This window comes from Brevibacillus brevis NBRC 100599 (assembly GCF_000010165.1).
Lineage (GTDB): Bacteria > Bacillota > Bacilli > Brevibacillales > Brevibacillaceae > Brevibacillus > Brevibacillus brevis_D.
Genome location: NC_012491.1, coordinates 5,443,133 through 5,461,094 on the forward strand (window position 1 = coordinate 5,443,133; position 17,962 = coordinate 5,461,094).

Sequence of the window (17,962 nt, forward strand, 5' to 3'; positions counted from 1 at the left end):
AATTTCAGCTTCACTTATGGAATGCTTCATTGCAACTTCTACGTTTGAAGCGCTCCCGCCATTTGTTCCGAAGCGGACAGTCTTGACCCCTTGCGGGGCGTAGGCCGAAGCGTAGACTGGAAATGCGCTTCTTCCCCCACCACAGCAGCTACAAAAAAGACCTCCACCGCTTTTATCAAGCAAATGGAGATCTTTTTATACTATATAAGCTCTATTTCATCCACTTCACATTCTCTTTTTTCTCTTCATTCACCAACAATGTAAAAACATCGGGTCGCGAGTAATGTCCAACGACATCAAAATCGAATTGGCTATACGCGATATCGCGAATAATGTCCAGATCAGCGTAAAGAATCTCCTCCCGACCAAAAACAGGCTCGACGATATAGTCGCCCAATGGCCCCACAATCGCACTTCCACCTCTGCTCATCTCGTCTGGTGAAGAAGCAAGATCGTCGTAGCAGGCCAAATCAGTCGGATACATATCTTTTGTTACGTACTGATTGCTCGATAGAACGAAGCATCTACCTTCCAATGCGATATGGCGGATGGTAGCTTGCCATGCATCCCTCGCGTCTGCTGTAGGTGCGATGTAGATTTGAACGCCTTTTGCATACATCGCTGCTCGCGCTAACGGCATATAATTCTCCCAACAAATCAGAGCCCCGATCTTACCGTACGGAGTATCGAATACCGGTAAAGTACTTCCGTCTCCTTCGCCCCAAATCAACCGTTCGGATGCAGTCGGCTTCAGCTTGCGATGCACACCGAGCAACTCACCATCTGGTCCGAAAAATAAAACGGAACAATATAAGGTGCCACCGCTATTTTCATTGTCTCGCTCGATCACGCCAATGACGAGATACACGCCAGCCTTGCGCGCTGCCTCCCCGAGCTTGTCTGTCTCTTCACTCGGGACGACAATCGAATTGTCCCAATAACGAAACCAGTCTTTACGCCCCTCAGGTGAGCGACTGCCTACTTTTGCTCCAAAAGTAAGTCCTCTCGGATACGCAGGGATAAAAGCTTCGGGAAAAACAACGATTTTCGCTCCTTTTTCTCCTGCTTCCAATGTCAGTGAAACCGCCTTTTCCGTACTTCCCTCACGATCCATTATGACCGATGCAGCTTGAACAACTGCTACTCGTACGTTCTGTTGCTGAATGGACATGTTACATCCCCTCCCAAATGGAGCATCTGTCTTGCTTTCCTATTATTCGGCGTACCCGACTGGCTCCCCTACTCCTGCAACGCTTTCATATCCTCGATAATTTGATTGTAGGGCACGTCCGTCATTCCTTCATAACGGTTAACCACTGTTCCCTTTTGATCGACCAAATATAAAAACGTGTCGTGGATGATTTGATCGGAATTAGAGTCCTTTTCTATTGGCGTCTTGAATGACTTGAGAATAAACGTTTTGATCTCATCAAATCCGTAGCCAGTCAATGCATGCCAATTGGAGAAGTCAGCATTGAATTTACCCAGATAGGACTTCAATGCCTCTGGCGTATCTTTTTCTGGATCAACCGAGAAGGAAACAAACTCCACATCTACGCCAGCTTCTTTTGCTTTTTTCTGCAATTCAGCCATGTTTGCTGTCATCGTAGGACAAACGGTTCCACAATACGTAAAGACAAAGTTAGCAACCCAGACCTTATTTTCCAGATCACTTGATGAAAAAGGCTTCCCTTCCTGGTCCGTATAAGCAAATTCATTAACCGGATAGTTGTAATCATATCTTGCTGGACCACACGCAGTTACCAAAACCATCAGGATACTGAGCATGATCAACCAAGCTGTTTTTTTCATTGTACCGCCCCTCTCCTATTCCTTTTTCTCAGAGAGCCACTTCGCTAACTGGCCGATTTCTTCAGTGCTTAGCACTTTTTCATAACCAGGCATGCCATTTGCGCCGACCGTAATTATTTCAACGAGTTTTTCCTCCGTCATTTTCGAGCCAACTTGCTGCAAGCCTGGACCCACCCTACCGGATAAATCATTACCGTGGCAGCTCATGCAATTATTTTTGTATAGCTGCATCGCAGTTTTCTCAGCATCTGCAACTTCTGTTTGCTCTTCCGTTGCACCATTGCTGCATGCAGTTGCAACCAAGAACAGGGAACCAATCAGGAGATACTTGATGGCTTTCACAGAAACCCCCTACCATTCCTGCGGGAATAAGGTTACCTTTCAAAAAGGGACGGTCTGCAACCGAGAATCAGGGCGTACAGCAGTACGCCCCCCGATTGAATTTTATGTCATTATAGTGCGACCATGTTGTACATCATGATCCAGATAGAGCCGATCACGATGAGGAAGACGATAAACAACCCGAGTAAAAGCGACATCAAGTTGTAGCGTGGTTTATCCTCTTCTTTCAGGTGCATGAAGAAGAATAACTGGACAATAAACTGGAACAGAGCCGCTCCTAAATAGATGATGAGTCGCTTATCACTATCCAACCAGCCGTTCTCTAGCGCCAGGATGGGAATGATAGTGAATATAAGCGACAAGACGAAACCGATCACATACGATTTCAGGGAACCATGACCGCCGTGTTGTTCTGTCGTGCCATGCACAGATTGCTTGCTCAATTAATTCACCCCCATCACATACACGATGGTGAAGACGAAAATCCAAACAACATCAAGGAAATGCCAGAACAAGCTGATGATGTTTACTTTTCGTTTCGTTACAGGTGTAATACCATGCTTGGCGATTTGCATGATGACGATGATCATCCACCCCATACCGAGCGTCACGTGCAAGCCATGTGTCCCTACCAATGTGTAAAAGGCAGTCAGGAATGCACTCGTTCCAATCGTTGCCCCTTCACTAACCATATGGATGAACTCGTTGATTTCCAGGAACAAGAAGGATGCTCCCAAGAATACGGTAACTCCCAGCCAGTTCATCAAGGCAAGACGATTCCCCTTATTCATCGCGAGAATCGCAAGACCACTCGTAAAGCTACTGGTCAGCAAAATAAACGTACTCGCGTAAATCCCACTCATCTGAAACAGATCTTTTGGACCTGGACCACCATCCGTGCTGCCTTGCAGTACGATATAAGTCGCAAACAAGGTAGCAAACAAGATAACATCCGTCATGAGGTAGATCCAAAAGGCAAACGTGCGCAATTCCTCTTGGTCTGGATGATGATCATGATGTCCAGCATTCACATTAGCCATTACGTAATCACCCTCCCTGCTTCCGCCTCTGTACGTTTAATCTCTTCCACCGTGACATAGTAGTCCGTGTCGTAGTTAAACGAGTGAACAACCATACATGCAATCACACCGATAAACCCTGGTACCGCCATCCATAGCCAGTCAAAAATCAAACCGAATCCGACAAAAAACCAGAACATGGACATCACAATCGGAATACCGGAGTTTTTCGGCATATGAATCGGTTCCAGCTCTACTTTCGCTGGCTTTTCCAAGCCTTGCTCGATGCGCAGCTTTCTTTCATGCCAGTCATCTTGAGACGTTACCTGCGGCATGACGGCAAAGTTATAGAACGGAGCTGGAGAAGGAATCGACCACTCCAACGTACGAGCATTCCACGGATCGCCTGTTGTATCTCTCTTCATGTGCTTGATGCTATGAGCAATGTCCCAAATTTGGACAAGGAATGCAGCACCCATGATTACGGCACCAATCGTCGATACCAGGTTCATTTCAAACCAGCCCTTGTCCCAGCCGTACGTGTAAAGACGACGTGTCATCCCCATCAAGCCCAATGCGTATTGCGGCATGAAGCACAGGTAGAACCCGATGTTCCACAGCCAGAAAGCCCAACGGCCAATACGCTCATTCAGCTTGAAGCCAAAAATTTTCGGCCACCAGTAGTACAAGCCCGCGAAGAATCCAAATACGACACCCGCAATGATCACTTGGTGGAAGTGTGCAACGAGGAAGTAGCTATTGTGATACTGAAAGTCAGCAGGTGCCACGGACAGAAGAACACCCGTCATCCCACCGATGACGAAGTTCGGGATAATCCCGACCATCCACAGCATCGGCGTTTCGAACGTAATTTTTCCTCGGAACATCGTAAACAGCCAGTTAAACACTTTCACACCCGTCGGAATCGCAATCAACATGGTCGTGACGGCGAAGAACGCATTGACGTCAGCACCGGAGCCCATCGTGAAGAAATGATGCGCCCATACGAGGAACGAGAGAACGCTAATGATGATCATGGCGAATACCATGGATTTATAACCAAACAGCTTTTTCCGCGAGAACGTTGCAACGATCTCCGAGAAAATCCCGAACGCTGGCAAAACGATAATGTAAACTTCCGGGTGACCCCACATCCAAATCAGGTTGATGTACATCATCGGATTACCGCCGCCATCCAAGGTGAAGAAGTGCCCACCCAAATAGCGGTCGATAAACAGCAGTGCCAAGGTAACCGTCAAGATGGGGAATGCGAAAACGATCGCGATACAACTCGACAAAACCGACCAAGAAAACATCGGCATTTTCATCAAAGTCATACCAGGAGCACGCACTTTCAAGATCGTCACAATAAAGTTAATCCCGGTCATCAAACTACCAATACCTGAGATTTGAATCCCCCAAATGTAGAAATCCTGACCTGGCCCCGGGTTAAAGGCTAGCTCCGAATACGGCGGGTAAGCCAGCCATCCTGCATCCGGGGAGCCCCCAATGACGAAGGACAGGTTGAACAGCATCGCCCCTGAGAAAAACAACCAGAAGCTGAGCGCATTCAGAAACGGAAAGGCTACGTCACGTGCACCGAGTTGCAGCGGCACGATGACATTGAATAAACCAAACATAAGCGGCATCGCCATAAACAGAATCATAATGACGCCATGCGTCGTAAAAATCTGATTGTAGTGATCCCCACTCAAAAATTGCATCTCAGGCATGGCGAGCTGAGCTCGCATCAGGAGAGCATCTACCCCTCCTCGAAACAGCATGAGAACGGAAGCGAGAATGTACATGATACCGATCTTCTTGTGATCGACAGTCGTCAGCCATTCGCGCCAGAGCCATCCCCATTTTTTAAAGTAAGTCAGCACCGATACAACTGCGATGATACTGAGCACAATGCTGACGTCCGCACCATAAATAAGCGGATCGCCTGTTACGAAAAATTCAGAGGCGAATTCTTTCACACTCTCCCACATCGTTGTCTCTCTCCTCCCTCTTTCTATTTCAACCGATTATTCTTTCACCCGCGCTGGCGGTTGCACTCTCGTAGATAAGCCGTGATTGTGTGAAGCAGCATACTTGGTCACCGTCATCTCGTACAATCCTTCAGGGAAAGTGGAGAAATAGCGTACATCCGATGTTCCTTGTTTCGTCAGCTCTTTGTAACCATCCAGTGTCAGCTCAGGGGAAGTATGTTTCACCTGATTCACCCATTGATCAAAGTTTTCTTGGGAAGTCGCATTCGCTGTAAAGAACATCTTCGCAAACTCTTTTCCGGTAAAGTTCGCACCTGATCCCATGTACTCACCCTGCTCATCTGCTTGCAGGTAGAGAGTCATCGACATGCCGGACATGGCATAAATCTGACCGCCAAGCTGTGGAATCCAGAATGAATTCATCGGGGCGTCAGATGTCACTTCGAAGCGTACCGGCACATCCTCTGGGAACTGCACATAGTTCACAGTGGCAATGCCTTGTTCAGGATATTGGAATAGCCACTTCCAATCCAAATTCGTCACTTGAATCGTGATCGGTTTCTTCTCGGATTCCAACGGCTTGGATGGCTCCAACGAATACGTATACCGAACTGTCACGATCCCAATTAACGTAATAATGATGATGGGAATGCCCCACCAAATGATTTCCAGTTTCGTGCTGTGTTCCCAATTAGGCGTGTACTTCGCCTTTCTTCCTTTTCTGTCACGGTATCGCCATACAATGACAAACGTAAGAATTAGTACTGGAACAATCACAATTAACGTTAAAAGCGTGGATAAAATCATTAAGTCCTTTTGCTGTTCACCAATGGGTCCTTTCGGATCGAGCACGATATAGTTATCAGCGCAACCGGTCGTCAAGAACAGCAGGATGAACATGAACAAAAATGACATACAGCGTACTGTCTTGGACGTCTTCATGTCCTTGTCCTCATCTCCTATCACCATGCACAGGGTACTTTTGAAACAAGTCTTACTCTAAAGCCGGACCGATAGAGTGTCACCAGCCAATGACAAAGTGGATCAACCAGCCATGTTCAAGAATCCGCTGCATTTTGGTCACTTTTTCGACATAAAAAGAAAAAGGCCACCCCATGGCGGCCTTTCCTCCTATTGTTTCGTTATTCCTTGATGACACGTATGGTTTGTAGCGTCGGGTCTTCAAAGCCCTGTACTGGTAAACCTGCCTCCATGTTTCTCTTCGTATAGATGAGGTTCTCTTCCGAAATGATCTCACCCGGGATAAAGATCGGGATACCTGGTGGATATACCATGACAAACTCCGCGATAATTCTTCCCACAGCTTGTTCGACGGGAATCATCTCTGTCGGTGCGTAAAATGCATCGCGCGGGGTGACAGCCAGTACTGGTATTTTCGGGAGCTGCATTTTCGGGCGGGCTTTTCTGTTTCCTTGATCCTCGGACCCGGCAGCCAGTTCCTCCAAGGCATAGACAAGGATTTGCAAATCTTCTCTCGTATCGCTTGGTGTGATAATACAAACGATGTTGTACAGGTCAGATAGCTCTACCTCAATGTTAAAGCGATCACGGAGCCATTTTTCCGCTTCATATCCCGTAATGCCAAGGTCTTTTACCGAGATGACCAGCTTGGTCGGATCATGGGCAAACGCTCCATTTGTCCCGATAATTTCTCTCCCAATGCAGTACAAATCATTTATTTTATTGATTTGTGCCCGTGCTTCGTTTGCGAGCTGAATCGTTTGATCCAATAGCATTTTCCCGGATGTAACCAACCGCTTTCTCGCCACATCGAGCGAGGCGAGCAGTAAATAGGAGGTGGATGTCGTCGTGAGCATGCTATAGATGGCTTGTACACGCTGAAACGAGACGAGATTTCCCTGCATGTTCAACAACGAACTCTGCGTCAGAGAGCCTCCTAATTTATGCATACTGCTTGCTGCCATATCTGCACCAGCCTGCATCGCCGATAGGGGAAGCTTGGGATGGAAGTGAACATGTGAGCCATGCGCTTCATCTACGAGTACAGGCACCCCTCTGGCATGCGCAATTTGAACGATACTCTTCAAGTCACCGGCAATTCCGAAATAGGTTGGGTTGATGACGAGGACTGCTTTTGCATCGGGATGCTGTTCCAATGCTTTTTCCACAGCCTGTGGTGTGATTCCATGTGAGATCCCGAAAATAGGGTCTATTTCTGGATGTAAAAAGATAGGAGTCGCACCAGATAAAACAATGCCGCTCATGATAGATTTGTGTACATTTCGTGGCACGATGACCTTATCGCCAGGATTACATACTGCCATAATCATCGTCATGATGACTCCGCTCGTGCCTTGAACAGAAAATATGGTGTGATCAGCGCCAAAGGCTTCAGCTGCCAATTCCTGCGCTTGTTTGATAATTCCTTTTGGTTGATGCAGATCATCTAATGGTTCAATGTTAATCAGATCGATGGAAAGTGCATTTTTTCCCATGAACCATCGAAATTCAGGATCCATCCCTTTCCCTTTCTTATGACCTGGTATATGGAATTGGATTGGATTCTTCTGGGCATGCTTTCTCAACCCGTTAAAGAGCGGCGTTTGCCCTTGAATCAACATTTTTCCCACCTCACTATCCTTCCGTGTTGTTTGCATGAGTGATGTTTCTGGGCTGATTATAAAGGAAGCGGCCTCTTCCTTCATGATCCAATCTTGACTTTTATGAACCATCCAATTTGTGTCCTTCCTCGTAATTGGTCTGTTTCATCTTTCGTAAATTGCCTGCTTACAGTCCCTATGCAAAAGAACCGTTTAACGTCAATTCCCTGGCACAAATAGCCGCTATTACCGCCCTTGGTGTTTTTGCTTTTGCTAAGTGTTTCTTCAGCCGGATTCTCCTTGTGTTTACCCGTCGCCAATACTATACTGAATGCAAATTACCCATTCATTTCCACACGAAGCAATGACTGAAATTTCATAACTTACGAAAGCTTTCGCTCCATAGAAAGGTGGATCAGATGTCACTCAAACCTGAAGATTTACAAAGCTACATCGACTCCCCAGACAAGCAGCAAAGACTATACAAACGAACGCTCTGGATTGTCGTCATCTCACAAATTTTCGGTGGTGCAGGACTTGCGGCAGGTGTCACCGTAGGGGCTCTCCTCGCTCAGGATATGCTCGGTTCGGAAAGTCTCGCGGGCATCCCTGCCGCATTGCTCACACTTGGCTCTGCTGTCGCTGCGTTGCTGGTCGGTCGACTCTCTCAACGCTTTGGACGCCGTTTAGGGCTCGCTAGCGGCTTTTTAGCCGGAGGGATTGGGGCAATTGGGGTGGTGCTCGCAGCCGTCGAAAACAGTATTGTCCTTCTATTTGCTTCCTTAATTTTGTATGGGGCTGGCACAGCTACTAACCTGCAAGCCCGCTATGCAGGCACAGACTTGGCAAAGCCTAAACAGCGAGCGACTGCCGTGAGTATTGCCATGGTCTCCACTACATTCGGGGCCGTTGCAGGACCAAACCTGGTGGAAGTCATGGGACGATTCGCTACATCCATTGGTGTCCCCGCACTTGCTGGTCCTTTCATCTTGGGTGCCGCAGCCTTCATCCTTGCAGGTCTCGTATTTTGGGTATTGCTTCGCCCGGACCCGTTCATTGTTTCGAAAGCAATCGCCGAAGCACAACAGGTGAATCAGAGCTCGTCGGCCTGTCTGAATGAGAATCAGCTTGCAAGCAACAACCGGGGAATCATCGTGGGAGCCACCGTCATGATTTTGACGCAGATCGTCATGGTCGCCATTATGACGATGACGCCTGTACATATGAAGCACCACGGACATGGTCTCTCAGAAGTAGGCATCGTCATCGGTTTTCATATCGGTGCGATGTACCTTCCCTCGCTCTTGACGGGTGTACTCGTTGACAAGATCGGTCGCTCCACAATGGCCTATGCTTCAGGTGTCATACTGCTTGCAGCCAGCCTGACTGCTGCTTTTGCCCCAGCCGATTCGATGCCGCTGCTCATCACCGCTCTTGTGCTGCTCGGACTGGGCTGGAATTTTGGATTAATTAGCGGCACAGCGCTCATCGTGGATGCAACGCAGCCCGCCACTCGCGCGAAAACGCAGGGAACGGTTGATGTCTTGATTGCCTTGGCTGGTGCATCCGGTGGAGCCCTATCTGGTATGGTCGTCGCCAATGCCAGCTACGCAACACTTTCGCTTGCCGGGGGCGCATTATCGCTGTTGCTAGTCCCTGTCCTGATATGGTCCCACAGAAAAAGCAAACACCGTGTAGAGATCTCCCAAAACTAAAGCCACCCTCATCAGGTGGCTTTTTCTCTATCCAAAGGTATCCAAAAAAAAATAACACTGCTCACAGGCAGTGTCATTTTCCTCCGACCACTTTATTATCATGTCCTTCACTCGGACTATGCTCATCTATAATCTGTTTTAAGCTAGCGAAGCCAGGAGTAAATTTGCTGTTGGGAATCTTCTTCTTGGAAGAGAGATTTTTCGAGTAAACAGCAGTTTCGTTACCTCTTTTCGCGAAGAACTCAGCTAATTTCATCGTATCCCACTCCTAACTAGCTCTCTTTAAAGTTTTGACCTTATTCACAAACTTGGTAACAAACCCTAATAGTAACATATACGTTGTCAACCGCTCGAACTCCTGCATATTTTCGGGAGTAAATGTGTCATTCTTGTAAACAGCGACCGCAAATCCAAGTCGGAACTTGCCGAAATTTTTCACAATTGCAAATTGTTCGATGTCCGTGTTTTGAATACGTCCCTTTACTTGTTTATCGGCAATTCTGCAATCCTCTTGAAGCATGGAAGACAGTAGTAGCGTACGTACTGTGTCAAAATCTTTCAACTCGGTTAAGTAAAACACTTCAAACTGCTTGTCATTATTCGTAGGTACGATCCAATAGCAGCATAGCTCGTCCGGTTTCAAACCATAAATCGTCTTTACTTCCATTTCAAATGCCTTCATAAACGTGATCGCATTCGCATTAATAATAGCTGTTGATTGACCGCTCCCATCCAAGCTGTAAATCGCATTGGCCAATTCTTTCTCACAATATTTCACTTCCATCTGGAACTCGATCTCGTTCCCTCTAATCTTGTTGCAGATGAACAAAACGATGAATACCATTCCTGCCAAAATAGCGGAATACAAGATAGACAAGCCTAGAACAGAGCCTAATGAAGCTAGCTTGTTTTCCTCATGTGGCGGTGCCAGGATAAACAGCCATTCAATCGGTTGAAACATCCACTTATGTATGACTGCTATCAAATCTGGCAGCAAACCTTTTAACAATTCAAATACGAGCCATGAAACCAGAACGAACAAGATGCCAAGAACAGAAAAAACAATCTTCACATGGCTCTGCACGAGATTCTTTAGCACCTGTAAACCTCTCCTTCTGGTAAAGTTTTACATTATTTTAACATTTTATTCAGATTCTACAAATAGGAAAAAACTACCTACATTTAGGTAGTTTTTTAGGCGTTTCTATCGTTATCGTACTAACTTTTTGATTCCCTATGTACTGGATCGTCTGCTGTACAATCTTGCTGTTTTCTTCGATTCTCTTTAGCGGTTTAAATGAACTCAACAATTCCGCATTCCCCCTATCGGTATACTGGGTGTACTTCGTAACGAAACGCTCCCTTATTGGTCTGCCCATTTTTCACCTCTATCAAACACGAAATGCTCATTATGACCTTCATCCGTCTAGGTAATACCCCTTACCTTATGCCGTTCTAATTTTGTTTAGACCCCTCTTCTAGGTGCTGCTTTTCCACTGTTCGTGACGGTTTTGTTACAGACAATGCCGCTCCCATTGGCACCATTGACATCCTCAATCCTTGCCTTACTTAAAGATAATCCAAGCGAAAAGGAGTTAGTCAGAATGAATTCCATCATAGCGAAAAATGAAACCACTTTCCTATATCATTGCCATAGCACGCATTTTCGATAGATCAAGTAGACTTGCCCAACCTTGAATAAGTCAGTATCACACTCGGCGTTCTCGCCTTCAAGCTAAATGGCGGCCTCGAGAAGAAAGTGAAGATACCATATCAGTATATGCTCGTGTTCTTGATTTTGTTATTCGTGTGGATTGGTGTTAACCCATTTCGGCGACAGTCGGTACTTTGCCATTGATTCGTGGGTGATCGTCAGGCTGCCCGTTTAGTGCGCTCATCGCTTCTACTTTCTTGTTTGGCTTCAGTTGAATGCTCAAGGAATTAGCCCATAACAATAGAGCCACCCGCCTTGGGGTGGCTCTTATCCTTACTTCGCCTTTGGGGTTACCTTTTCCACTTTGTTTTCGCCCATCTTCACTTTGAATAGTTCTTTTTTATCATGATCGGAAGTTTGATAGTCGTAAAAAAAGATGAAATCTCCCCCGATGTTTAGCCGTAAACCCAATGGAGACAGTGGAGTTGTCTTGCCGTCCGTCATATTCATTCGGCCTACCATTTGTTCGCCGTTTATTTCTGAGATGTAGTATAGATAATTCCCAGCTATAATGATCGGTTTCTCTGCTGGTGGCAACCCTTTCTTGACTAGAGCAGTCTTCCCATCCTGCAATCCTATTTTATAAACATCGACGACTCCATGGTCTACCCATTTTGTATAGTAAATGAAATCGCCAGACAGACCGACAAGGGTCAGTTCTTTGTCTTTGCTTACGAGCTTTTTCTGCGTTCCATTCCGCTTCATTTTGTATAGTTGACGATTCTCATTGGTGTAAAAAATCCAATCTTGATAGAAATAAACTTCCTCAAACCGATCAAGTAGCTTCTTTTGATTTTTGCCGTTCGTGTCCATTCTGTACAAATGACTTTTATTATCCGCGTAATAAATGATATCTCCCACTACATACAATCTAAGTACGTTATTGGGGTCATCTTCCGCAGGACTACTGCTCTTGATAACTGTTTTCGAACTGCCATCTGTCTTGATTTTCATGAGCTCCATCACATCTTCATACGTATAGCCAATCTCATAAGGGGACATCTCAAGCTGATAGAATTCTTTCACGGGCTTATTGCGCGTATAGTAAATCCAGTCACCTACCACATTCAGATCATGGGCCCAATCACTGCTCAACTTTTGAAGAGAGCTTCCATCCTGTTTGATTTTGTATAAGCCATCGTTGTTATAAAAAATCCACTCTCCTTGAACGGCGACAAAGCTGCGGTATGAATTGATATTCACAGGATCGCTGCCCAAAACGTTTATCACTGGTTTTTTTGTTGGAGCAGTCGCCATTGTTTGTTGATTGCCAAAGCCAAGAACCACACTCAGACATACTGCCATCGCAATGGTGATCATCCATTTCCCTTGATGTTGCACCATGCATGCAACCCTCCCGTTCATAGCCGAATATAGCACAAGCAAATTTGCCGAATATTACCCCAACCATAACACTCACACGTGACGACGCGATTCATTTGTTATTTTCCTCTATACTTCGCTTTTGGTCCTACCTTTTCCACTTGGTTCTCTCCCAATTTCACTTTAAATATGTCGACTTTTGAACTATCGGAAGCACTATCGTTGTCAAAAAAGATAAAATCGCCTCCGATGTTCATCTGTTGACTAGAGTAGCGGATTAATCGATACAGCGGGGTTGTTTTCCCGTCCGCCAAGTTCATTCGTCCTACCGTTAGTGAGTCATACATTTCCGACATATAAAACATATAATATAAATGGTTCCCGGCAATGATGATCCGATTGTCAGCTGAACGCAACCCTTTCTTGACAAGAGAAGTCTTCCCATCCTTCAATCCTATTTTATAAACATCTTCTACTCCACTGGAGTCTACCCATTTTGTATAGTAAATGAAATCGCCAGACAGACCGACAAGGGTCAGCTCTTTGTCTTTGCTTACGAGCTTTTTCTGCGTTCCATTCCGCTTCATTTTGTATAGTTGACGACTCTCATTGGTGTAAAAAATCCAATCTTGATAGAAATAAACTTCCTCAAACTGATCAAGTAGCTTTTTTTGATTTTTGCCGCTCGTGTCCATCCTGTACAAGCGACCATAACCATCTGCGTAGTAGATGATATCTCCCACTACATACAATTTCTGTACGTTATTGGGGTCCCCTTCCGCAAGGCTTCCACTTTTGATGACTGTTTTCGAACTGCCGTCTGTCTTGATTTTCATGAGCTCCGTCACATCTTCATACGTATCATTGATATCGTAAGCGGGCATCTCAAGCTGATAGATTTCTTTCCTAGGCTTGTTGCGCGTATAGTAAATCCAGTCCCCTACAACATTCAGATTATCGGCCCAATCACTGCTCAACTTTTGAAGAGAGCTTCCATCCTGTTTGATTTTGTATAAGCCATCGTTGTTATAAAAAATCCACTCTCCTTGAACGGTGACAAAGCTTCGGTGTGAATTGATATTCACAGGATCGCTGCCCATAACATTTATCACTGGTTTTTTTGTTGGCGCAGTCGCCATTGTTTGTTGATTGCCAAAGCCAAGAACCACAATCAGACATACTGCCATCGCAATGGTGATCATCCATTTCCCTTTATGTTGCACCATGCATACAACCCTCCCGTTCATAGCCTAATATAGTCACAGCGAAGATATCCCCCATTCCGATACAATCCGGCAACTCTGATTTATATGTACCAAAGCGAATCCACCTTCGTCTAGATATATATGTAAATTTTGTAAAATTATATATCAAACACATCAGAACAATGGGACGAGTTCCATTTATGATTTTCAGGAGGGATAACCGTGTTTTGAGAATAGAAGAAGCCACCCATCCTAGGTGGCTCTTTCTCTTTCTCTTTCTCTTTCTCTCTATGCTAAAGGGAAATGACACGCGACCTGCCGATCCTGCCCAACCTCTATAAGCTCGGGAATCTCCTTGCTGCATCTCTCCTGCGCCATCGGACAACGAGGATGAAAACGACAACCTGACGGCGGATTGGCCGGAGATGGTACATCCCCTTGCAGGACGATCCGCTCTTGTCTACGATGCGGAGTGGGCTTCGGAATCGCCGACAACAATGCCGCCGTATACGGATGCAGTGGCTGTGCAAACAAGTCATCCGTTCGTGCAATCTCCACCATTTTCCCCAAGTACATCACGCCTACCCGATCAGAAATATGGCGTACCACATTCAGACCATGCGCGATAAATAGATAGGTCAGCCCCATCTCTTTTTGTAATTTCATCATCAGGTTCAAAACCTGTGACTGTACGGATACATCCAGCGCAGAAACAGCCTCATCCGCCACAATAAACCGTGGTGAGAGTGCGATTGACCGCGCAATACCGATCCGTTGCCGCTGTCCGCCGGAAAACTCATGCGGATACCGATTTCGTCTCGAAGGATCGAGTCCCACCAGACTCATCAGCTCGACTACTCGCTCATCCATTTCCTTTGCAGAAGCCCGCAGATGAACCCGCAAAGGCTCTCCAATAATATCACTTACCAAAAATCGTGGATTCAACGAACCAAACGGGTCTTGAAAAATAATCTGCATATCCCGTCTCAGCTTCAAATTCTCTTGTCTATTCACCTGATGGATATTAGTTCCGTCAAACAGCACTTCTCCGCTTGTCGCCCTTTGCAAATTCAGCACGACACGCCCCAGTGTCGACTTCCCGCAGCCGGATTCCCCCACGAGCCCAAATGTCTCCCCTGCGCGAATTCCAAAAGATACATCATCTACGGCTTTTACATGACCGATGACACGGCTCAACAAGCCGGCCTTAATCGGAAAATACTTTTTGATATGGTTGGCTTCGATCAAATATTCCCGGTTCATTGGCGGTTCACCTCTGCTTTGCTTCCAGCGACTGAATTGGCACGCTGATTTATTCTGAAGTGGTTGCTGACATCTTCGTTCAACCAGCAAGCCACTTGTTGTCCCGTAACAACCTCGCGCAAAATGGGCTCCTCTTTTCGGCATTTGTCGATCGCATACGGACAACGCGGGTGAAAACGGCAGCCCGTCGGCAATTGAGTGATGCTCGGGATGGTGCCTTGGATGGTGTACAATTCTCCGCCGCGCTCTCCTTCAAATCCGGGAATAGACTGCAGCAAGCCAATCGTGTAAGGATGCCGGGGCTCGTCAAATATCCGTTCGACCGTTCCCTCCTCCACAATCGTTCCTGCATACATCACCGCGATTCGATCCGCCATCTCTGCTGCTACCCCCATGTCATGGGTGATCAGCAAAATCGACATGCCCAATTCCTTTTGCAGCCGTCTGAGCAAATCCAAAATTTGCGCCTGAACCGTTACATCAAGAGCTGTTGTCGGCTCGTCTGCTATCAGCATTTCTGGGTTACAAGCCAGGGCCATCGCGATGACCACACGCTGGCACATCCCTCCAGACATTTCGTGCGGGTACTGTTTCACTCGTACTTCCGGCGCCGGGATCCCAACCAGACGAAGCATATCGATTGCTTTTTTGAACGCATCCTGCTGGCTCATATTTTGATGCAGCATCAAGCTCTCCGCAATTTGGTCGCCTACCGTAAACACCGGATTAAGAGCCGACATCGGGTCTTGGAAGATCATCGCGATTTTGTTTCCGCGAACGTGCATCATTTCATCCAAGTCCTTTGCCGCCAGATCCTGACCGTGAAACATGACGTTCCCACTCTGAATAAATCCGCCCGCATAATCAATCAGTCGCATGACTGCAAGTGACGTCACACTCTTCCCGCTACCGGATTCCCCTACCAAGCACACCGTCTGTCCTTTGCCAACGTTGATGCTCACTCGATCCGTGGCCTTGACCGTGCCGTCATCCGTAAAGAAGCAAGTGGTCAAATTTTTTATTTCGAGGATGTTGCGTTCCACTTGTTCAGCCTCCTTTTCGGGTTTTTCTTTTTATTCCGTGGGTCGAATGCATCGCGGATGCCGTCTCCGACGAAGTTCACCGCTAGCACCACGAGTAAAATACAAAGACCAGGATAAAGTGCTTGCAAAGGATCGACCAGCATGAATTCCTGTGCCTTGCTCAGCATTAATCCCCAGCTTGTTTCAGGTGGTTGAATCCCCAAGCCTAAATAGGAGAGACCTGACTCTGACAGAATGGCCGAACCAACCATGAGAGTCGCGTACACAATGATGGGAGCCATTGCATTGCGTATCAGGTGACGCGTAATAATGCCCCAGTGCGAAACGCCGATCGCTCTCGCCGCTTCCACATACTGCATTTCCCGTAGCTGCAAAAACTGCCCGCGCACCAGACGTGCCACACTTGTCCAGCTCGTCAGCGACAAAATCAGGATCATGTAGACAAATTCCGCTCCGAAAAGCGCCAAAACCAGAATGTTAAAAAACAGACTCGGAATGGAGTTCATTACGTCCACGAGACGCATGAAGCAGGTATCAATCCAGCCGCCAAAGTAACCAGAAATCGCTCCAATCAGCGTCCCGATGACGACCGCAGCAAAAGCAACGCTGAAGCCGACCAGCATAGACACCCGACTGCTATGAATGAGGCGGGACAAGATATCACGACCGAGCTCGTCTGTTCCGAGCACATGCCCTTCTGTTCCAGGAGGCAGGTTGGTAATCATAAAATCAACCTTTGCCGGATCATGCGGTGCAACCCAATCGGCACCCGCGGCGATCCCAACAAAAAACAGGAGCACGATCAAGCCACCAACGGCATACGGATTGCGCATAAATTTTTTGCCCGCGGTTTTCCATAGCCCAGGAGGCTTTTCCCCAACAGAATTTGTCGGAAGCTGTCCACCTGGTCGATTCGGTTCAACAACAGTGTCATCTTGAAGCTGCACTTGACTCATGCTGCCCTGCCTCCTTTACGTCCAAGCTGCACTCGTGGATCAACCAGTGCGTAGATTAAATCGGCTAACAGGTTTCCGATAATCACCATCAGTGAAATCAGCAACGTGATCGACATCAACACAGAATACTCACGCGCTACAGCCATTTCCACAAACAGACGGCCCATGCCTGGCCAGTTAAATACACTCTCTGTCAATGCTGCACCTGCTACCAACGTCGGCAAATCCAAACCGATGATCGTCACGACAGGGATCAATGCGTTCCGCAGAGCATGGCGGAAAATCACGCGTCTTTCCTTCATCCCTTTGGCACGTGCCGTCCGAATATAGTCTTGCTCCAAAGCCTCCAGCATACTGGCGCGCGTATATTTGACATAGGCTGCGATGTTCACCAGTGTTAACACCGTAACAGGTAGAATCAAGTGCAAAATGAGGTCGCTTATTTGTCCCTCTTTTCCCATCGTGTACATGTCAGATAGTGGGAGCAGGTTCAACTGCATCGCGAAATACTGTTGGAGCATTATCCCAAACCAGAAGGTCGGCATCGCAAATCCGAGATAGGCAACGATGGAGGCGATCTGGTCAGACAGACCGTATTGCTTTGTACTGTTGTAGATGCCCCACGGGATGGCGATCAGCATGGAAAGCCCCCACGCTACAGACATGAGCACAAACGTATTCCAAACCGTCGGCCACAAAATATCGCCAACAGGAACGTTATTTTTAAAGGTATGGCCCAAATCTCCTTGCAGCAAATTACCGACCCATTTCATGTATTGAATATAGACAGGCTGATCCAACCCCATATTTTTCATCTGAATAAGCTGTGCTTCAGGAGACATTCCCGGTGAGAGCATGACTTTTAGCGGTCCTCCGGGTGCTGCATGCATGAGTCCGAACGAAACTACTGTGATCAAAAATAAAACAAGCACGGCTTGTAGTACGCGGCGTACTAAATATTCAGTCAATCAGCATCCTCCTTTCGTTTGAAAGG

At 46.8% G+C, this 17,962-nt stretch carries 18 protein-coding genes; 1 reads left to right on the forward strand and 17 read right to left on the reverse strand.

The genetic code is table 11. The annotated features are described in order from the left end of the window. Positions 1-211 precede the first annotated feature (211 nt). From BBR47_RS25855 to BBR47_RS25890, 8 genes are all read right to left on the reverse strand, one after another. Positions 212-1,171 carry a carbon-nitrogen hydrolase family protein gene (locus tag BBR47_RS25855; RefSeq protein WP_015893401.1) on the reverse strand — a complete coding sequence of 320 codons (960 nt, stop codon included), beginning with the start codon at positions 1,169-1,171 and terminating at the stop codon, positions 212-214. A 68-nt stretch (positions 1,172-1,239) separates the two neighbouring features. Then, entirely contained in the window at positions 1,240-1,812 is a 573-nt protein-coding gene (locus BBR47_RS25860) for an SCO family protein (RefSeq protein WP_015893402.1), read from the reverse strand. 15 nt (positions 1,813-1,827) lie between these two features. Next, a complete protein-coding gene (locus BBR47_RS25865) occupies positions 1,828-2,154 on the reverse strand; it encodes a c-type cytochrome (RefSeq protein ID WP_015893403.1) in 327 nt (108 codons plus the stop codon). A 110-nt stretch (positions 2,155-2,264) separates the two neighbouring features. After that, entirely contained in the window at positions 2,265-2,597 is a 333-nt protein-coding gene (cyoD, locus tag BBR47_RS25870) for a cytochrome o ubiquinol oxidase subunit IV (protein ID WP_041749659.1), read from the reverse strand. Then, positions 2,598-3,194 (reverse strand): cytochrome o ubiquinol oxidase subunit III, encoded by a 597-nt coding sequence (cyoC, locus tag BBR47_RS25875; protein ID WP_015893405.1) that lies wholly within the window; start codon positions 3,192-3,194, stop codon positions 2,598-2,600. Then, a complete protein-coding gene (locus BBR47_RS25880) occupies positions 3,194-5,167 on the reverse strand; it encodes a cbb3-type cytochrome c oxidase subunit I (protein WP_041749660.1) in 1,974 nt (657 codons plus the stop codon). Before BBR47_RS25880 ends, cyoC begins: the two co-directional genes overlap by 1 nt. Before the next feature lie 36 nt (positions 5,168-5,203). Continuing rightward, complete coding sequence (cyoA, locus tag BBR47_RS25885) at positions 5,204-6,109, reverse strand: ubiquinol oxidase subunit II (RefSeq protein ID WP_015893407.1); 906 nt, start codon at positions 6,107-6,109, stop codon at positions 5,204-5,206. A 200-nt stretch (positions 6,110-6,309) separates the two neighbouring features. Next, the gene (locus BBR47_RS25890) at positions 6,310-7,767 is read right to left on the reverse strand and encodes an aminotransferase class I/II-fold pyridoxal phosphate-dependent enzyme (protein ID WP_041749937.1); all 1,458 of its coding nucleotides are present in this window, start codon (positions 7,765-7,767) and stop codon (positions 6,310-6,312) included. Positions 7,768-8,168: 401 nt separating this feature from the next. On the opposite strand from BBR47_RS25890, the gene BBR47_RS25895 reads away from it, so the two are divergent. Further along, entirely contained in the window at positions 8,169-9,464 is a 1,296-nt protein-coding gene (locus BBR47_RS25895) for an MFS transporter (protein WP_015893409.1), read from the forward strand. A gap of 73 nt (positions 9,465-9,537) precedes the next feature. On the opposite strand, the gene BBR47_RS25900 is transcribed toward BBR47_RS25895, so the two are convergent. The 9 genes from BBR47_RS25900 to BBR47_RS25940 all read right to left on the reverse strand — a co-directional run bounded on the left by BBR47_RS25900 (position 9,538) and on the right by BBR47_RS25940 (position 17,936). Continuing rightward, entirely contained in the window at positions 9,538-9,720 is a 183-nt protein-coding gene (locus BBR47_RS25900) for a hypothetical protein (protein WP_015893410.1), read from the reverse strand. 12 nt (positions 9,721-9,732) lie between these two features. After that, positions 9,733-10,563, reverse strand: a complete 831-nt coding sequence (locus BBR47_RS25905; RefSeq protein ID WP_015893411.1) for a hypothetical protein — start codon at positions 10,561-10,563, stop codon at positions 9,733-9,735. 721 nt (positions 10,564-11,284) lie between these two features. Next, positions 11,285-11,419: a hypothetical protein gene (locus BBR47_RS31850; protein WP_269446209.1), complete on the reverse strand. Its 135-nt coding sequence runs from the start codon at positions 11,417-11,419 to the stop codon at positions 11,285-11,287. Positions 11,420-11,451: 32 nt separating this feature from the next. Next, complete coding sequence (locus BBR47_RS25915; RefSeq protein ID WP_015893412.1) at positions 11,452-12,522, reverse strand: DUF5050 domain-containing protein; 1,071 nt, start codon at positions 12,520-12,522, stop codon at positions 11,452-11,454. 98 nt (positions 12,523-12,620) lie between these two features. Further along, positions 12,621-13,727 (reverse strand): DUF5050 domain-containing protein, encoded by a 1,107-nt coding sequence (locus BBR47_RS25920; protein WP_015893413.1) that lies wholly within the window; start codon positions 13,725-13,727, stop codon positions 12,621-12,623. Between the two features lie 267 nt (positions 13,728-13,994). After that, entirely contained in the window at positions 13,995-14,969 is a 975-nt protein-coding gene (locus tag BBR47_RS25925) for an ABC transporter ATP-binding protein (RefSeq protein WP_015893414.1), read from the reverse strand. Next, positions 14,966-16,012, reverse strand: coding sequence for an ABC transporter ATP-binding protein (locus BBR47_RS25930; protein ID WP_015893415.1), 1,047 nt, complete (start codon positions 16,010-16,012; stop codon positions 14,966-14,968). The genes BBR47_RS25925 and BBR47_RS25930 overlap by 4 nt, the downstream gene beginning before the upstream one ends. Next, positions 15,988-16,968 carry an ABC transporter permease gene (locus tag BBR47_RS25935; protein WP_015893416.1) on the reverse strand — a complete coding sequence of 327 codons (981 nt, stop codon included), beginning with the start codon at positions 16,966-16,968 and terminating at the stop codon, positions 15,988-15,990. Before BBR47_RS25935 ends, BBR47_RS25930 begins: the two co-directional genes overlap by 25 nt. After that, positions 16,965-17,936, reverse strand: a complete 972-nt coding sequence (locus tag BBR47_RS25940) for an ABC transporter permease (protein WP_015893417.1) — start codon at positions 17,934-17,936, stop codon at positions 16,965-16,967. Before BBR47_RS25940 ends, BBR47_RS25935 begins: the two co-directional genes overlap by 4 nt. Between the last annotated feature and the right edge of the window lie 26 nt (positions 17,937-17,962).